Source organism: Deltaproteobacteria bacterium, assembly GCA_016709225.1.
Taxonomy (GTDB): Bacteria; Myxococcota_A; Polyangia; order Nannocystales; family Nannocystaceae; genus Xiheibacterium; species Xiheibacterium phototrophicum.
In genome coordinates this window covers 2,013,073-2,029,055 of record JADJEE010000002.1, presented here as the reverse complement: position 1 = coordinate 2,029,055, position 15,983 = coordinate 2,013,073, and the positions used below count along the sequence as shown (strand labels likewise).

General features: G+C 70.7%; 13 protein-coding genes. 9 read left to right on the top strand and 4 right to left on the bottom strand.

Annotated elements, in window-relative coordinates:
• Positions 1 to 24 precede the first annotated feature (24 nt).
• Together IPH07_22570 and IPH07_22565 are read left to right on the top strand one after the other, a co-directional pair.
• Positions 25 to 630, top strand: a complete 606-nt coding sequence (locus tag IPH07_22570) for an RNA polymerase sigma factor (GenBank protein ID MBK6920202.1) — start codon at positions 25 to 27, stop codon at positions 628 to 630.
• A gap of 217 nt (positions 631 to 847) precedes the next feature.
• A complete protein-coding gene (locus IPH07_22565; GenBank protein MBK6920201.1) occupies positions 848 to 1,738 on the top strand; it encodes a hypothetical protein in 891 nt (296 codons plus the stop codon).
• Positions 1,739 to 1,826: 88 nt separating this feature from the next.
• Here the strand turns inward: IPH07_22565 and IPH07_22560 are convergent, their stop codons facing one another.
• Positions 1,827 to 3,413, bottom strand: coding sequence for a hypothetical protein (locus IPH07_22560; protein ID MBK6920200.1), 1,587 nt, complete (start codon positions 3,411 to 3,413; stop codon positions 1,827 to 1,829).
• A gap of 183 nt (positions 3,414 to 3,596) precedes the next feature.
• On the opposite strand from IPH07_22560, the gene IPH07_22555 reads away from it, so the two are divergent.
• Entirely contained in the window at positions 3,597 to 3,956 is a 360-nt protein-coding gene (locus tag IPH07_22555) for a CZB domain-containing protein (protein ID MBK6920199.1), read from the top strand.
• Between the two features lie 30 nt (positions 3,957 to 3,986).
• Here the strand turns inward: IPH07_22555 and IPH07_22550 are convergent, their stop codons facing one another.
• Positions 3,987 to 5,261 carry a DUF115 domain-containing protein gene (locus IPH07_22550; protein MBK6920198.1) on the bottom strand — a complete coding sequence of 425 codons (1,275 nt, stop codon included), beginning with the start codon at positions 5,259 to 5,261 and terminating at the stop codon, positions 3,987 to 3,989.
• A gap of 151 nt (positions 5,262 to 5,412) precedes the next feature.
• Between IPH07_22550 and IPH07_22545 the strand changes: the two genes are divergently transcribed.
• From IPH07_22545 to IPH07_22535, 3 genes are read left to right on the top strand one after another with little or no spacing between them, the layout of a single operon-like run.
• Positions 5,413 to 6,003: a methylated-DNA--[protein]-cysteine S-methyltransferase gene (locus IPH07_22545; GenBank protein ID MBK6920197.1), complete on the top strand. Its 591-nt coding sequence runs from the start codon at positions 5,413 to 5,415 to the stop codon at positions 6,001 to 6,003.
• Positions 6,000 to 6,770, top strand: a complete 771-nt coding sequence (locus IPH07_22540) for an ABC transporter permease (GenBank protein ID MBK6920196.1) — start codon at positions 6,000 to 6,002, stop codon at positions 6,768 to 6,770. Before IPH07_22545 ends, IPH07_22540 begins: the two co-directional genes overlap by 4 nt.
• Positions 6,767 to 7,501, top strand: coding sequence for an ABC transporter permease (locus IPH07_22535; GenBank protein ID MBK6920195.1), 735 nt, complete (start codon positions 6,767 to 6,769; stop codon positions 7,499 to 7,501). The genes IPH07_22540 and IPH07_22535 overlap by 4 nt, the downstream gene beginning before the upstream one ends.
• On the opposite strand, the gene IPH07_22530 is transcribed toward IPH07_22535, so the two are convergent.
• Entirely contained in the window at positions 7,498 to 7,659 is a 162-nt protein-coding gene (locus IPH07_22530) for a YtxH domain-containing protein (protein MBK6920194.1), read from the bottom strand. The genes IPH07_22535 and IPH07_22530 overlap by 4 nt on opposite strands.
• Before the next feature lie 78 nt (positions 7,660 to 7,737).
• Between IPH07_22530 and IPH07_22525 the strand changes: the two genes are divergently transcribed.
• Positions 7,738 to 9,291, top strand: coding sequence for an HD domain-containing protein (locus IPH07_22525; protein ID MBK6920193.1), 1,554 nt, complete (start codon positions 7,738 to 7,740; stop codon positions 9,289 to 9,291).
• Here IPH07_22525 and IPH07_22520 read toward each other — a convergent pair.
• Positions 9,279 to 10,184, bottom strand: a complete 906-nt coding sequence (locus IPH07_22520; protein MBK6920192.1) for an alpha/beta fold hydrolase — start codon at positions 10,182 to 10,184, stop codon at positions 9,279 to 9,281. The two genes, IPH07_22525 and IPH07_22520, sit on opposite strands and share 13 nt — an antisense overlap.
• 201 nt (positions 10,185 to 10,385) lie before the next feature.
• On the opposite strand from IPH07_22520, the gene IPH07_22515 reads away from it, so the two are divergent.
• Positions 10,386 to 10,775 (top strand): hypothetical protein, encoded by a 390-nt coding sequence (locus IPH07_22515; protein ID MBK6920191.1) that lies wholly within the window; start codon positions 10,386 to 10,388, stop codon positions 10,773 to 10,775.
• Between the two features lie 213 nt (positions 10,776 to 10,988).
• A complete protein-coding gene (locus tag IPH07_22510; protein ID MBK6920190.1) occupies positions 10,989 to 15,974 on the top strand; it encodes a hypothetical protein in 4,986 nt (1,661 codons plus the stop codon).
• Positions 15,975 to 15,983: the final 9 nt, after the last annotated feature.

The following is a 15,983-nucleotide window of genomic DNA, read 5'->3' as shown; positions in this document are numbered from 1 at the left end:
GACGCTCGCGTGTTAGCCTGCAGCGTGTCCCAGGGGGACGACGATGCCACCCTGCGTCAGCGCTGGAACGCTGGCGACGAGCGGGCCGGTCGTGCGCTGTTCCGCCGTCACGCGCCCGGAGTGCTCCGCTTCTTTCGCAGCAAGCTGCCGGGGAGCGCGGAGGACCTCACGCAGGAGGTGTTTGCCCGCTTCCTCCGCGATCGTCGCGACGACGTGATGGTTCGACCCTTTCTGTTCGGGATCGCTCGCAACGTCCTGCGCGAGGAGCTGCGCCGACGCCGAGGACCGGGCGATGCGCCGATGACCTCGATTGCCGATCTCGGCGCGGTGGGCAGCACGCGGCTGCACCAGCGGCAGCGCCTCCTGCGAGCGCTGCAGGTCCTCCCCGTCGATCAGCAGATCGCGATCGAGCTGCACTACTGGGAGGGCTTCACGTCGGACGAGCTCGGCGCGACGCTGGGCATCTCGGCCAGCGCCGCGCGCTCTCGCCTCGAGCTCGCGCGCGAGCGCCTACGCGCGTCGCTGTGCAAGGCGTTTCCCAAGCGGCCCGCCCACGCGTTCGACGATCTCGAGGCGTGGTCGCGCGAGATCGCCGAGGCCATCGCGGGCCGCGTCGACGTCGACCCGTAAAACGGCGGACGCTCGGTCCTTCGCGCGGTGGGGCCGAGGCGCCCCTAGCGAGGCGCTCGCGCCCCTCGGACCGCGAGCACGCCCTCGATTCGCACGGCGAGCGCGCGCGCACGCGTGCGGGTGCACGTTCGCGCGGACGTCGGTATCGCAGCCCACGTCGATCGGATGTCGCCGCACGCCGCAGTCACGTGGCATGGGCGTTGCTCATGCCGATGACATGCCCCTGCGCCACATCCCCCTCACCGTTTCCTGCGTTGCTGCGATCGCCGTGCTCGGCTTCGCGGGCGAGGCCAGTGCCAAGCACCTCGAGGCCTGCGGCGGCATCTGGCTCGACGCCGATGCTGCCGGCCGCTGCGAGGTCGTGCCCAAGGAGTCGTGCGAGACCCGCTGCGAGCCGGCGTCGGTCGAGCGCACCTGCGCGACCCGTCTCTACGAGACTTGCTCGGAGAGCTGCAATCTCACCACCGAGGTGGACTGTCAGGCGTCGTGCGAAGAGAGCTGCACCACGCAGTGCACCGACACGGTGACCATCGACTGCTCGGCGTCGTGCATGGCCGACTGCGGCGGCTCGGTGAGCGGCGCGTGCGGTTCGACCGACGGCCAGTGTGGCGAGTCCGGCTCGGCGTGCTGTGCCGCGAGCTGTGACGCCGAGTGCGAGGCGTCGACCTCGACCGACTGTGAGCCGGTCTGCACCACGGCGTGCACCGGCTCGTGCGAGGCCAAGGCGAACCTCGACTGCCAGATCGACTGCCAGACCCAGCAGTTCGAGAGCTGCACCGACACGGTGGTGCAGGAGTGCAACGAGGAGTGCGAGACCACCGGCGCTGCGATCTTCTGCGACGGCCACTTCCTCGCCACCTCGGGCGACCTCGAGGCCTGCGCAGCCGAACTGAAGGCCGCCTTCGAGATCGAGCTCGACGTGAGCGTCGACGTCGACGTGGGGGTCAGCGGTGGCGACGATGACGACGAGGGCGCCGACCTCGACGGCGACGGCGATGCCGACCTCTCGTGCTCGATCGTCGACCCCAGCGACGGCCTGCCGTTCGGCATGCTGGTGCTCGTGGGCATCGGTGCCTGGCGCCTGCGTCGCAACCGTCGCGCAGCGTGAGTCCGGCGGCCGCGACTCCGGCCGATGAACGACGAGGGCCCGTCGCAAGGGTGCGTGGCGGGCCCTCGCGTGCCTCTCATGTGGCGGGTCAGCGCGGCGGCGTGCGTCCGTGCAGCGGATCGTCGCCGTCGAGCTCGCCCATCAACGCGTCGACCAGCGCCATGCCCATGCGCACGTAGCCGCGGCGCGACAGATGGATGTAGTCGGGCTGGGCCATCGCAGGCGCGGCGCGGACCCACTGCACCATCGAGAGCTCCCCGCCCATGAAGGCCTGCATGTCCCAGAAGCCGCAGCCGAGCTCGGTCGAGACCCGCGACTGCACCTCGATGATCTGCGACAGTCGCGGCCGCGGGATCAGCGTGCCGCCGCTGGCCTGCGGGAAGTCGCCGGGCCCGACCAGCACGCAGCTGGCCTGTGGCGCGGCCGCGCGATAGCGCTGCACGACCTCGCGCAGGTTGGCCTCGTAGGTGGCGATGTCTTGCGTGACATCGGTGGCCTCGTTGGTGCCGAACGCGAGCACGAACAGGTCCGGTGCGCGATGGCGGACGTTGTCGCTCCACAGCGCGCGATCCCATGCGAGGGCGTTGGCGGCCCGCGTGCCGCGGATTCCAAGCGTGTCGACCACCACGCCAGGATCGTCGCGCTCGATCACCAGCCCGGTCAGGCGGACCTCGCCGTCACCGCGCACGCGCACCTCGATGGTGTGCTCCGACTCGGGCAGCTCGAACGCGTGGTAGCCGGGGCCGACGTGCCGGGCGGCGGTCCGCACGGTCGCGATCGTGCGCCCATCGGCGATCACATCGACACTGCCGCCGCGCGGCTGAGCGACGAACCACAGCTCGTAGCGCGAGCCGAGCACGCCCGCGTGTTGGATCACGCGACCGTAGGCGCGATCGCTGCGGCTCGAGATGCTGGCGCCGAGCAGACCATAGCGACCGTCGTCGCGGGCGTCGCGACGTTGCGCGTGTTCGGTGCGCCAGTGCTGCAGCCCATCGACGCTGACGTCGACGTGACCGTAGCCGCGCCACGGCGCCGCCGGCAGCACGAAACCGTGGCCGCCGTCGCCGAAGCGCTCCTGAAGGTAGCTGCGGATGTACTGGGGATAGATGTCCGCCTCGGTGTGCGAGGCCCCGACCAGCATGACGCGGACCTTGCGATCGTCGCCGTGCTCGAGCGCGCGCAGGGCCTGGTGGAAGTGGCGCAGCGGCGCGGTCTCGCCGGCCTCGATCGGCTCGAACAGCCCGAGGATGTTGCCATTGGGTCGCGGGCCCTCGTCGGCCGCGGTACCACCGAGGCCCGACGAACCCTGCAGCGAGTCGAGCAGGTCGCCATCGAAGGCGGGCTCGTCCGCGATCGCGACCTGCGGTGCGATCCACGGCACCGGCTGCCCGCGCTCGTCCTCGAACAGCGGCATGCCCTCGCCGAGCGCACTGCGTTGCGCGTGCGCGCGGGCCTCCAGCACGGCCTTGCCCATGAGCGGCACCAACGGGACCTCGGCGGGCTCGTCTGCGGCCGCAGGCGCCGGCGCTGCGCCGCCCTCGGCCGCGACCGCCTGCGCGGCCGCGACCGAGCCGGCCGGCACCGCCTCGGCCGAGCGGCAGCCGCCGCTTGCGGCGACGAACGCGAGCCATCCGCCCATCACGGGGACGGCGACCCGAGCGACTCGCAGGCGCATCTGCTCGAATGCTCGCGCGAGCCGCTCGTGGCCGTCAACTTCGCTGCGTGCGTGCGCGGTGAGCGGCCCGTCGTCGGGCCGTCGTCGACCCAAGCCGATGGCCGAAGCCGACGGCCCAAGCCGACGACCCGGCGAAGGCGACGGTCTCAAGGCGGTGCTGCATGCGGCCGATGGGGCGCGCAGATGAGCGACGCCAAGGATCACATCACGAAGGCGGTCGGTGCCCATGGCCTGTGGAAGGCTCGCCTGCGCGAGGCCATCGGGAAGGGCACCTTCGATACCAAGCCCGAGATCGTCGAGCGCTGCGACGCATGCGAATTCGGCAAGTGGCTCGAGGGACTTGCCGGTGACGCTGCGAGCAAGAACGAGCACTACGCGAAGGTCCACGCGCTACATGCCGACTTCCACAAGTCGGCGGCCGCGGTGGTGCGGCTGGTTCTGCGTGGTGACAAGGCCGGCGCGGTGACCTCGTTGGATGGCGCCTACGCGGACATCTCGGGCGCGCTCACCGGCGCGATGATGCGGTGGCGCGCCGCAGTGTGACGCCGGTGTGTGCGTCATCGTCGCCGCAACCTAGGCGCCGTCGAAGTTTCGCAGCAGCTCGTCCCAGATCGCGATGCGACGGCGATGTTCGTCCGGCGCAGGGTCCGGCGGCGTCGGCAGCGACGTGCTGCGCCGAGGCAGTGCCTCGCACCAGCGGGTGAGCTCGGGCAACGTGAGGGATCGGCAGCCAGCGATCGCAGCGCCGCCGGCGTCGACGTGCCAGACCGGCCTGTTCATCTGCGTCACGTAGTGCTCGACCTCTGCATGGAAGCGGCGAAGCGACGACGAGCTGGCCACCGCGTCGCCGTTGGCGTTGCGGACGAAACAACCCGCCGCCTCGACGACCCGTGACGTCGCGGTGCCCTCGGCGTGGGTGCGGCCGCCGAGGTGGGCGAAGTCGGCTCCGACCAGCACCACCGGCGCTGCGCCGAGCAGCTCGGCGATCTGCAGCGCGAACAGCAGCACGGTGCCGGCGACGTGGAAGCTCGGCAGCCCGAGTGCCACGGCTGCGCGATCGCACAGCGCGTCGCCACGCGGCAGGCCCAGCACGCGGGGGCGGATCGCGTCGACCACGGCGGGGGCGCAAAACGGCTGGAAGGCCAGCGTCCCGACGCCGTCACAACCGCGCTGCAGATGAACCGCGCTCTCGGGATGGGGATCCACGCTCACCAGCACGTCGATCGGCACCTCGAACTCGCGGCACAGCGGCAGCGCGGTGTCGACTGCCACCACGGGACCACGGCGGCTGGCGGCATGCAGCATCGGCATCGCTGCCCGCGCGCTCGGCCCTGCAGCGAGGACGAACACCGGCTGACCCACCGCAGCGCCGTGCCAGAAGTCCACACCACCAGCGCCGGTGATGGCATCGAGGTTGTCGCGGAGGTTCCGGCGCATGCGACTCGCGAAGCGTTGGAGATCGAGCTGCTCGAGGTGCAGTCGTTCGACCGTGCGTGCGAGCGCACGCGCCGGTTCGGGTACGGCGGACAACGCTGCGAGGTCGACGTGCACGTCCACGCGATCGCCGGACAGCGTCTGTAGTCGTGCGCCGAGCTCGGCCGGCGAACCCACGATCACGCGTAGCCGCCCGTGCACCAGCGCGTCGCGCAAGCGTGGGCACGCGCTGACGATCGCCGTCGCGAGCTCGGGGCGCTCGGGGTCGACGTCGAGCGCGAGCACCTCGACGTGCAGTCCTTGCCGCAGCAGCTCGCGCACACGGCGGCCGCTGCCGAGTCCCCACACGAGCGCGAGCGCGGGCGTGGTGCCCAGGGCAATCGAACCCGGCGTGCTGGCGGCCGCGCAGGACACGTGGGCCGGGCATCGGCCAGCAAAGCGACGCGCTTGAAGCCCACGGACGCGAGGGCGGCGGAGCGGACCGTCCGCGGCGCGGGTGGTCCCGTCGCGGGCCGCTCGATCGGCCCATGCCGGTCCGACTTCCGGTACAACCATGCAGGTCAAGATGGCGCGCGCCAAGCCTGCAACCGCCCGCCCGCAGTGGCGCGTCGATCGACTCCGCCACGGCGCAGTGCCGTTGCTGCTCGCGCTCGACCAGGACGATCGCCTGGTCTACGTCGCGCTGGCGGCGACCGCGGCCGGCCTCGCCGAGTACGCCCGGCGCCACCACGCGGTGCTGCGCATCGAGACCCGTGCGCGCACCAAGGCTCGCACCGAGCTGCGCGAGTACCTCGCCGGTCGTCGGCGCGAGTTCACCATCGACGTGCGCCCACTCGGCACCGATTTCGAGCAGCGGGTGTGGGCCGCGCTCGCCGAGATCCCCTACGGCACCACGAGCAGCTACGCGCAGCTCGCCGAGAAGGTCGGCGATCGTGGCGGCGCGCGGGCGGTCGGCCGCGCCAACGGGCGCAACCCGATCCCACTGGTGCTGCCGTGCCACCGGGTGATCGGAGCCGGCGGCGAGCTGGTCGGTTTCGGCGGTGGTTTGCCGACCAAGCGCTGGCTGCTGCAGCTCGAGCGTGAGCGTCGGCCGCCGCCGTGGTCACCGCGCGACGATGCGGCCCGCTCACCGCAGCAGCTGGGGTTGTTCGGATGAATGCCCTCGTCGCGCGCCTGTTGCAGCCGTTCGCGACCGTCGGTGCGATCGCGGCGTTCTTCGGCGACGTCGTGCGCACGGCTGCGACCTCACCGCGTTACGTCGGCGAGACCCTGCGCATCATGTGGATCCTGGTGCTGCGGTGCCTGATACCCGTCGGGCTCGCGGTCGCGCCGGTCGGCGCGGTCATCTCGCTGCAGGGGCTGCAGATCTTCCGCATGTTCGGGCTCGACCGCATGCTGAGCTCGCTGCTCGGCACCGCGATCTTCCGCGAGTACAGCCCCGCGCTCGCGAGTGTGATGGTGGCGGCGCAGGCCGGTTCGTCGATCGCCGCGCGCATCGGCACCATGCGCGTGCGCGGGCAGATCGACGCGCTGGCGGTGATGTCGGTCGACCCGATGCGCTTCGTGGTGGTGCCGGGCGTGATCGCCTGTGCGGTCGTGACCCCGCTGCTCAACGTGCTCACCAACGTGCTCGGGGTCGCCAGCGGGTGGTTGTTCGCGGTGCCGCTCGGCGGCGTCGACCACGGCGCGTTCATGGAGCACCTCACGGCCCAGGTCACGCCCGCGGATCTGTGGGTCGGGCTCGGCAAGTGCGTGCTGTTCGGCACCTCGGTCGGGCTGCTGGCGGGCTACCTCGGCATGAAGGTCAAGGGCGGCGCGGAGGCGGTCGGTCAGGCCGCCAACGACACCGTCACCCAGACCATCGTGCTCATTCTGCTGGTCGACTACGTGGTCAGCATGGCCTTGCTGGGGGCCGGCCTGTGAAGGTGCTGTTCGAGTTCCTCGCGTTCGCCGAGCGGGCCCTGGTCGCGCAGTTGACCAACCTGCCGCCGCGCAACGAGCTCATCAAGCAGACCTACCAGGCCGGGGTCGGCAGCGTCGCGCTGCTGACGATGCTCACCGTGTTCGCGGGCCTGAACCTCTCGGTGCAGTCGTACGCGACCTTCGAGCGCTTCGGTGGGCAGGACTTCCTTGGCATGTTCGCGGGCATTGGTGGCGTGCGCGAGCTCTACCCGGTGATGGCGGCGGTGGTCTGCGGCGCGCGCATCGGGGCCAACCTCGCCGCGGCGCTCGCCAACATGAAGATCAGCGAGCAGGTCGAGGCGCTCGAGGTGATGTCCATCGATCCGCTGCGCCACCTGGTGGCGCCGCGGTTGTGGGCGGTCTCGATCGCGCTGCCGCTGCTGTGCGGCTACGCCGACGTCATCGGCATCGGCGCCAGCTACGTCGGCGCGGTGATGCAGCTGGGCCTCGATGGCGGCACCTTCATGAGCCAGCTGAGCCAGTTCGTGCACCTCGAGGACCTCTTGGTCGGGGTCTTCAAGGGCCTGGTGTTCGGCTGGATCGTCGCGCTCATCGCCTGCTTCCACGGCTACCGCGCGGCCAAGCGCGACGGCGCCGAGGGTGTGGGCATCGCGACCAACCGCGCGATCGTGCACGGCGCGGTGGTGTGCATCGTGCTGAATCTCGTGATGAGCTGGCTGCTCTATGGCTAGCGCGGCGCGAAGAAGAACCCCATCATCGCGCCCCACAGCGTGGAGATCCACGGGTTGGCGGTGATGAGACAGGCGCCACTGCGGCAGCCGACCAGGCGGTGGTAGCCGTAGCCGAGCGCGGCGCCGAGGACGACGAAGAGGATCGTGCGGGCGAGCATCCAACCGCATGGGAGCCACGCGGCCGCGAAAGGGTTCGCGGCCCGCGTCGCGGGCTTTGGCGTAACATCACGTCGTCCGTGACGGCCGAGGTCGACGAGTGGACCTGTGTACTGGCGGCGTTGTCGCTGGCGACCGACCTCGCCAACGGGCACCACGACGACAAGACCCTGCGCGCGTGCGTGCTGGCGGTCGGCCTGGCGCAGGCGCTGGATTTCGACCGTGCCCGGCAGCGCGACGTCTTCCACGCGACCCTGCTGCGCTACATCGGCTGCTCGTCGTTCGCGCACGAGGAGGTCGCGTTGTTCGGCGACGACCTGCGCGCGCGACAGGCCTTCGCGGTGGTCGACTACGGCGACGTCGCCGATCGCTTCCGCGCCGGCGCTGCCGCGATCGCGCCCGAGGCGGGGCCGCTGCGGCGATGGCTCGTCGGTAGCGCGGCGGCGATCGGTCCCGAGGCGCCACGGCAGTCGCTGTACGCGTCGCAGTGCGAGGTCGGGCGTCGCTTCGGCGATCGTCTCGGCCTCGGCGAGGGCGCGATCGCTGCGCTGGCGCAGATCCACGAGCGCTGGGATGGCCGCGGCGGCCCGGCCCGGCTCCGCGAGACCCAGCTCGAGCCGGTGGTCACGGTGCTGCAGGTCGCCCACTTCGCGGAGTCGATGGTGCACCGCGGTGGTGTCGAGGCCGCGAGCGTCGCGGTCGCGCAGCGCCGCGGCGAGGCGCTCGCGCCTGCCGTGTGCGACGTCTTCATCGCGCACGCGCGTGAGCTACTCGCGCCGCTCGAGCGCGAAGGCGCGTGGGCGGCATTCGTCGCGATCGGCTCGCGCTTCCCGGTGGTGCAGAGCTCGCACCGCGTCGACGACGTGATTGCGGCGTTCGCCGACTTCACCGATCTCTACTCGGTCTACACGCTCGGTCACTCGTCGCAGGTCGCCGAGGTCGCGACCCGGGCCGCAGCTGCGCTGGGGATCGCCGCAGCGGACATCGAGATCCTGCGGCGCGCGGCCCTGCTGCACGATCTCGGGCGCGTCGCGCTGCCGTGCGCCTTGTGGGAGAAGTCGACGCCGCTGTCGGCCGCGGAGCGCGAACGCATCCACCTGCATGCGTACTGGGGGCAGCGCCTGCTCGCGCGCGCGCCGTCGTTGGCGAGCGAGGCCGCGCTCGCCGAGGTCACGCACGAGCGCTGCGACGGTGCCGGCTATCCAAGGCGGCTCGAGGGTGCTGCGCTCGGGGTCGCGGCGCGGGTGCTGGCGGCCGCCGACGTGTGGTGCGCGTTGCGGTCGGCGCGGCCCCAGCGGCCCGCCTTCGACGACACGGCCGCGATCGCGATGCTGCGCGGCGAGGTCCGCAGCGGCCAGCTCGACGCCCGCGTCGTCGATGCGATCCTCGGTGTTGGCCCGTCATCTGCGCGCGCGCGCCCGGCGGGTCTGACCGAGCGCGAGATCGAAGTGCTACAGCTGGTCGCGCGCGGCGACACCAACAAGGAGGTCGCGCAGCGCCTGGGCATCTCGGCGCGCACGGTCGGCCACCACCTCGCGCATGCGTACGAGAAGATCGGTGTCTCGACCCGGGCGGCGGCGGCGTTGTTCGCCATCGAGCACGGGCTGGTGACGATCGCGGCTCACGTGCCCTGACGCTCGAGCCACGCCAGCGTCAGGTCGGCGACCTCGCGCCAGCGGTCGCTGCCGATGAGCCAGTGATCGACACCCTCGAGCTCGCGGTACTCGGTGAGCGCGTCGGCCTTGCGATAGCGTCGGAAGGTCTTGCGACCGATGACCGGTGGCACCGCGTGATCGTGCTCGCCGCCGAACAGCAGCAGGGGTCCTCGACGTGCGCCGAAGTCGACGCGGCCGGCCGCCTTGGTGGCGTCGCGGCCGAGTCGGCGCGACTCGGGGCGCGCGTGCTGCTCCCACGCCGCGCGCTGCACCGCGGGCGACTGCTGGTTGGTGAACACGTAGGCGAAGCGCTCGAGATCCATGTCGAGCGGCTCGTCGAGTGAGCCTCGCAGGATGCGGCCGTTGCTCTTGAGGAACGGGCCGGCGAGCGTGAACACGCCCTTGGGCGGCGCGGCATCGATCGCCACCGCTGCGCTCGCGAGGCCCTCCGACAAGAGGATCTGCACCACCAAGCCGCCCATCGAGTGGCCGATCAAGATCGGCTTCTCGTCGAGCGTCGCCAGGATGCCGCGGTAGTGCGCGAGCACGTCGGGCAGCCCCAGCGCCGCGAGCTTCGGGTCGGGATGGGCTGCGCGAGCCTGCGCTGCGGTGCCGTCGTGGGCGGGCCACGCCGGCGCCAGCACGCGGTAGCCCTTCGACTCGAGCAGCGGCACCCACTGCGCCCAGCACGACGGGCCCATGAACATGCCGTGCACCAGCACGATGGTCTTGCTCGGCGTCGCCTTGGGTGCGGTCGCGGGGGCGTGGATCGCCGCGGTCGCGCAGCCGCTGGCGAACCACGTCCACAGCAACAGGGCCAGGGTGCCGCGACTGCGCGGCAGGGAGGGGGCGAGGGTGTTGGCGGTCGGCATCGGGTCGCGGGGACAAGCTAGACCTCGACCCGCACTGCGGCCATCGGTCGAATGGCCCATGCCGGTGGACGCCGCGTGGTGATGCTGACGAAGTGGCGCGTCGGCACGCGCTGCGCGTGCCGGGCTGACGCTCGCCCGAGGTCTCGCCCGCATGCACGCTGCGAGGAGCGCCCGGCACGGCGCCTGCACTGGGCGAGCACCATGCGTCCCTCCGTCTTCCGCATCGTCGTCGCCAGCACGTTGGTGCTGCAAGTCCTCTTCGCGGTCGCGATGCTGGTCGCGCCGCTGGTGATGTACTGTCACCCGCTCGCGTTCGAACCCGATCGCGGTCGTCCCGTGTTGGCGCACGCGATCGACAGCTCGACCACCGGACTATTCATCGCGTGGTGCCTCCGCACGGCACTGCGATGGCTTCCGACGCAGACGAGCCACGCGCTCGCGCTCACGCTCGGCGTCGGCACGATGCTCGTCGCGCGCGGGATGCTCGGCCTACTGCTGACGCCATACGCCGCCTTCGATGTGACCACGGGCGTCGCGTTGGTGGTCGTGAGCGGCGCCCTGTGGCGCGCTCGGGTGCGAGTGACGGCGTGACCAGGACCCCGCGGACCCCCGCGTGGCCATGCGGCCAGTGGTCCCTGCGCCTCCGGTTGCGATCGTCGGCGCGCGCTGATCGAATCGCGGATCCGCCGGTCCTACTCCGGCGAGCACCGGCCCGATCACCCCGTGATCGGAGGACCCGCGGGTCGACGGCATGGGGCCGACGACCGTGGGACGCGATCGCCGGGGCGCGCTCGGGGGCGGACGATGAAGGCGAAGTTCGAGCTGACCAACACCGGTGATGCAGCGGCGATCGACGTGGTGCTACAGGCCTCGTGGTCGGTGGGCCGCGACGGAGCCACGCAGATCCGATCGCAGGAGCTGCCACTGTCGCCCAAGCGCGGCCAGGCGGCCAGCGCCGAGCTCGACCTCGGCGACGACGCGACCGTGGGCGGCGAGCTGCTGGTGCTGGTCAAGCGAGCCGCGGGCGGCGGGGTGCTGACCCAGCGCAGCGTCACGCTCGAGCGCGCCGACCTCTCGCTCTCGCTCGCGTTCGCGGCCAACGAGGCGCTCGATCCCGACACCACCCCCGCGCCACCGTCGGCCCCATCGCGACCGGCCTTCGCCTACGGGCGCCTGCTCGATCGCCGCGGTGCCCACGGCATGGACGGCGTGCAGATCATCCTCAGCGGTCGCCGCGAGGGCGCCGCCGATCTCGACGTGCTGGCCGCGGTCACCACCGAGGCCGGCGGCTACTTCTCGATCGACTACCCCACCGGCGCGTTCGTCGAGGCCTCGGCCTACGTTGGGCTGGAGCTGGCCAACAACCCCATCCCGATCCGACTCGATGCCGATCCCGAGCCCATCGACGACGGCGAGCGGCGGGTGTTCCCGCGCAGCGTGATCCTGGTGGCCGAGTTCCCCGCGTCGGCCCCCACCGCCGAGGCCACGGGTGGCGCCGACTGCCACTGCGATGCCAACCGCTTCGGCGACAAGCGCGTGCTCGAGGAGTTCTCGTTCTTCAGCCTCGTGCGCACCTCCGAGCCCGCGATCCAGGGCTTCGTGCTCGCCGACGAGGACGAGATCACCCTCGCGGACGTGCTGCGCAAGCTGCCGTTCTCGGTCTTCGAGCTGCTCGAGCCCATCAAGTCGCTGCCGTTCGTCGCCCGACCGTCGCCGCTGGGGCTCTCGCGGCCCGGCGTGCTGACACGGGCCGCCACCGCGAACGCGGACGCCGACGTGGCGTTCAACGAAGCGATCGCCGGCGTGAAGCTGCGCAAGAGCGTGGTCACGGACTTCCTGCGCACCGAGAAGACCCTCACCAAGGACAACGTCGCCCGACTGTTCGCCGCCAACGAGGCCGCGGAGCTGACGCGGTCGCTGTCGATCAAGACCGCACCCGGCCCCCGCCCGCTCGGGCGCGTCGTGCTCGGCGCGAGCGCGGCCGTCGACTGGGACGAGCAACCCACGCTGTACCAGGCGATCGAGGTCGCCCACGGCCACCTGCTGCACTTCAAGTCCGAGTGGCTGGCCGATGGCTACTCGCTCGGCGATCTGCTGTACAGCCTGCCGCTGGCGCCGGGTCAGAAGAAGCAGATCGTGGTGTTCGACTGGGAGCGCCGCGAGTCGGCGGTCAACGAGCAGAGCGTCGACTTCAACGAGAGCCTGCAGAGCTCGCTCGGTCGCGATCGCGACATCCTCGAGATCGCCAAGGGCACCGTCAACGAGGGCCTGCGCGGCAGCTCGCGCTCGACCACCGGCGGCGCGTCGGCGGGCATCGGCGGGGTCCTCGGCGGCATCCTGTTCGGCGCCTCGGGTGGCTTCGGCACCTCGAGCAGCCGCGCATCTCAGGACAGCTTCCGCCAGGTGTCGTCGACCGACAGCCAGAAGCTGCGCGACCGCATCGTGCAGTCGGCCAACGCGGTGCGGAGCCTGCGTTCGACCGTGATCCAGACGGTGTCGCAGGGCGAGCGCTTCGAGGTCTCCTCCGAGAGCGTCGCGAACTACAACCACTGCCACGCACTGACGATCCAGTACTACGAGGTCCTGCGCCACTTCAAGGTGCGCCAGCGCTTCGCGGACGCCCGCGAGGTCGTGTTCGTGCCGCTGCTGATGACGTCGTTCGACGCGCGCAAGGCCGTCCGCTGGCGCGAACCGCTGGAGCGCGCGCTGTTGGATCGCTCGCTCGCCGCCGGCTTCGAGGCCACGCTCCGTGTGCTGCACCAGTGGCAGGACGCCGGCTTCCCCGCCGGCACGTTCGCGTCGGAGAGCATCGTGAGCGCCGCCGGCGTGCTCGACATCCGCTTCGTGCTGCAGCGACCGCTCGACGAGATCGTCGAGGTCGACGACACCGATCGGCCGCCGGTGTTCGGCGGCTCGGCCACGATGCCGCCGGTGTGGCACAAGAAGAAGGTCTCGCGGATCATCGTCGCCAATTGGAAGCGACTCGAGCCCTTCCTCGAGGGCATCTCGCCGCAGGAGTTCCACCGCGACTACCTCGAGAACGCCACCGACAAGGACGGCGTCTTCCATCGCATGCTCGGCGAGAAGATCGCGCGGGCGTTCGTGAAGTCGCTGGCGTTCGTGGTCGAGGACAGCACCGGCAACGCGATCGGGAGCGTGCCGATCGACGCGTCGCTGACCTCTCGCTACGCACGTAACGGCCGTCTGCGCGTGACCCTGCGGCTGAACCAGCCCACGGCGTTCGCACGCGACAAGTTCTTCTACCTTCGGATCAAGACCCGCATCTTGTCGCTGCCCGTGGTCGGGGTCGATCTGAACCTCGGCGACGTCCTGCCCGAGGGCTCGTACATGACGGTCGAGTCGGCCTCGATGCGCTACAAGACCGCGCACTACGACGGCTTCCTGTTCGACTTCCGCAGCCTGGGCGACGACCTCACCGCCACCGACGGCGTGACGATCTACGCCGGCCCGACACGCGATGAACTCAAGGATCCGCGCCGCGAGGACCTCGCGCTGGTCAACCGGCTGATCGCTCACCTGAACGATCATCTCGAGCACTACCACAAGGCGCTGTGGCTCGACATGACGGCCGAGCGGCGCTTCATGCTGCTCGACGGCATCATCCTCGAGGGCAAGGGCGAGGGGCGCAGCCTCGCGTCTCTGGTGGAGAACGAGCTGCTCGCGGTGGTCGGCAACAGCCTGGTGTTCCCGGTCGCGCCGGGGCTGAACTTGAACCCCGACTTCGGACTCAAGCAGTCGCTGACCGACTTCTACATGACCTCCTCCCCCGATCCGATCAGCGTGGCGGTGCCGACCAAGGGCGTGTTCGCCGAGGCCGCGATGGGCAGCTGCAACGCCTGCGAGAAGATCGACGACAGCCGCTTCTGGCGCTGGGAGGAGTCGCCGATCCCGGACAGCCCCACGGCGATCCTGCCCGTCAACACCGACAGCCGTCGCGCCGACCCCGGCAACCTGCAGCCGCAGGCGCTGCCGGCCCCGATCGTCAGCTTCCAGAACGCGCCCGCGGCCCCCGATCCCACCGGGCTCGCGGCCACGCTGGGCCTGCTCGGGCAGGGCGGACTCTTCAAGGACATCACCGGCCTCGAGGGCAACCAACGCAACGCCGCCGCGGCGCTGCAGGGCACACTCGACGCCGCCAAGTCGTTCGGGCAGGAGGCCGCCAAGCTCGAGGTGCAGAAGACGATGGAGCGCCGGCTCGACAAGGCGCTGTCGGCCATCGATGGCGACACCTCGCTGTCGCCGGAGAAGAAGGCCGAGCTCAAGGAGAAGGCGCTGTCGGCCTACATGGGCGCGGGCCCGACCAAGGAGGCACCCACCAAGGACCCCGACCACGCGAAGTTCGAGGAGGGCGTGCGGATGATCGACGCGCTGCGCAAGAGCGGTGCGCTGACGCCCGACGAGGCCACGGCGCTCAAGAAGAAACTCGAGAACTCACTGCTCGATACCAGCAGCACCGGCAAGCCCAAGTCGGTTGCCGACGAGCAGACCTTGATCGACGCCGTCAGCCGCAGTGGCGTCAGCTACGTCAGCGAGAAGCCCAACGGTGAGCGCACCGAGATCCGCGGCCAGACCGACGCGCTGCGCATCTCGCTGGCGGGCACCACCTTGGCGCGCACGTTCCACCCCGAGAACTTCGACATCTCGGGGGAGACCGAGGTCACCGTCGCGCTGTCGAACGCACCCGCCGACGCGGTGTTCGAGTGGAATGCGCTCGACGCGACGCGGGTGACGATCATGAGCCCTGCGTCGGCGACCACCAAGCTGGTGGCCGGCCGTCCCGGCACCACCACGCTCGGCTTCAAGGTCTACGACGCCAGCAAGACCAGCGTCCTGCAGCTGGTGAGCATGAAGCTCGGCGTGCCGCAGTTCTTCGTCATCCGCGAGTCGACGCTGGCGTATGCGAGCAATGACGGCGGCCGCGGCATCGTCGGCGGCGCGTCGTTCGACACCGTGCTCGCGCAGCTGCAGCTCACCGCCGAGAAGGACGCCATCCTCACCGAGGTGCGCGAGTTGGTGAACTTCGGGCTGTGCCGCAACCTGCATGGCGCGCTCGCTGGCCACAACCTGCGCGCGATCTGGCAGCTCGGGCCCTTCCACGAGACGGTCCCGGCCGCGCTGGTGAACCCCGAGAAGAAGGCCAACCCCGGTGACTTCGACGTGCTCTACACGACGGTGCTGCTGGCCGGGTATCCCAACGCGGCGCGCAGCGCCATGTTCGGCGAGACCATCCCGCCCGAGAGCGCGAGCAACGGTCCTGATACGCCCAATGAGCTGATCATGCTGTACCCCGGCCTGATCGAGATGCACAGCCTGCCGCTGCAGCACACGGCCGACCAGTGCCCCGAGGAGATCAAGCTCAGCGACGATCTGCAGGTGGTCGTCAAGGCCTACCTCGCCGACCCCACCAACGACGAACTCAAGGACATCATGCAGATGGTGTTGACCCGCATGATCGCGAACACGCTGCTGCACGAGGTCTACCACTCGGTGATGGAGGTCAACCGCGACGCCAACGGCGATGTCGACGAGCCCGATCTCGACAAGGGCGGCCACACGGTCGCGAGCGCGACGGTGAAGCGCGACATCATGGCGACCTGCCGCGATCTCACCGACCGCACCGGCTTCGCGTTGCTTCGCCCGGCGGACTTTCCCGCCGCGGGTAGCTACGAGCTGCGCGACTTCGACACCGTGCTCCGACTGAACCTGCGCAACGACGCGCGGGTGGCCAAGAACTTCGCGCTGCCGCCGACGCCGCCGTTCGATGGCTGATGGCGACGC

Excerpts from the sequence above, each read along its gene's own strand:
- IPH07_22545 (MBK6920197.1), top strand. The coding sequence starts at position 5,413 with ATGGCGCGCGCCAAGCCTGCAACCGCCCGCCCGCAGTGGCGCGTCGAT.
- IPH07_22530 (MBK6920194.1), bottom strand. The coding sequence starts at position 7,659 with ATGCTCGCCCGCACGATCCTCTTCGTCGTCCTCGGCGCCGCGCTCGGC.
- IPH07_22520 (MBK6920192.1), bottom strand. The coding sequence starts at position 10,184 with ATGCCGACCGCCAACACCCTCGCCCCCTCCCTGCCGCGCAGTCGCGGC.
- IPH07_22540 (MBK6920196.1), top strand. The coding sequence starts at position 6,000 with ATGAATGCCCTCGTCGCGCGCCTGTTGCAGCCGTTCGCGACCGTCGGT.
- IPH07_22515 (MBK6920191.1), top strand. The coding sequence starts at position 10,386 with ATGCGTCCCTCCGTCTTCCGCATCGTCGTCGCCAGCACGTTGGTGCTG.
- IPH07_22565 (MBK6920201.1), top strand. The coding sequence starts at position 848 with ATGCCCCTGCGCCACATCCCCCTCACCGTTTCCTGCGTTGCTGCGATC.
- IPH07_22560 (MBK6920200.1), bottom strand. The coding sequence starts at position 3,413 with ATGCGCCTGCGAGTCGCTCGGGTCGCCGTCCCCGTGATGGGCGGATGG.
- IPH07_22555 (MBK6920199.1), top strand. The coding sequence starts at position 3,597 with ATGAGCGACGCCAAGGATCACATCACGAAGGCGGTCGGTGCCCATGGC.
- IPH07_22510 (MBK6920190.1), top strand. The coding sequence starts at position 10,989 with ATGAAGGCGAAGTTCGAGCTGACCAACACCGGTGATGCAGCGGCGATC.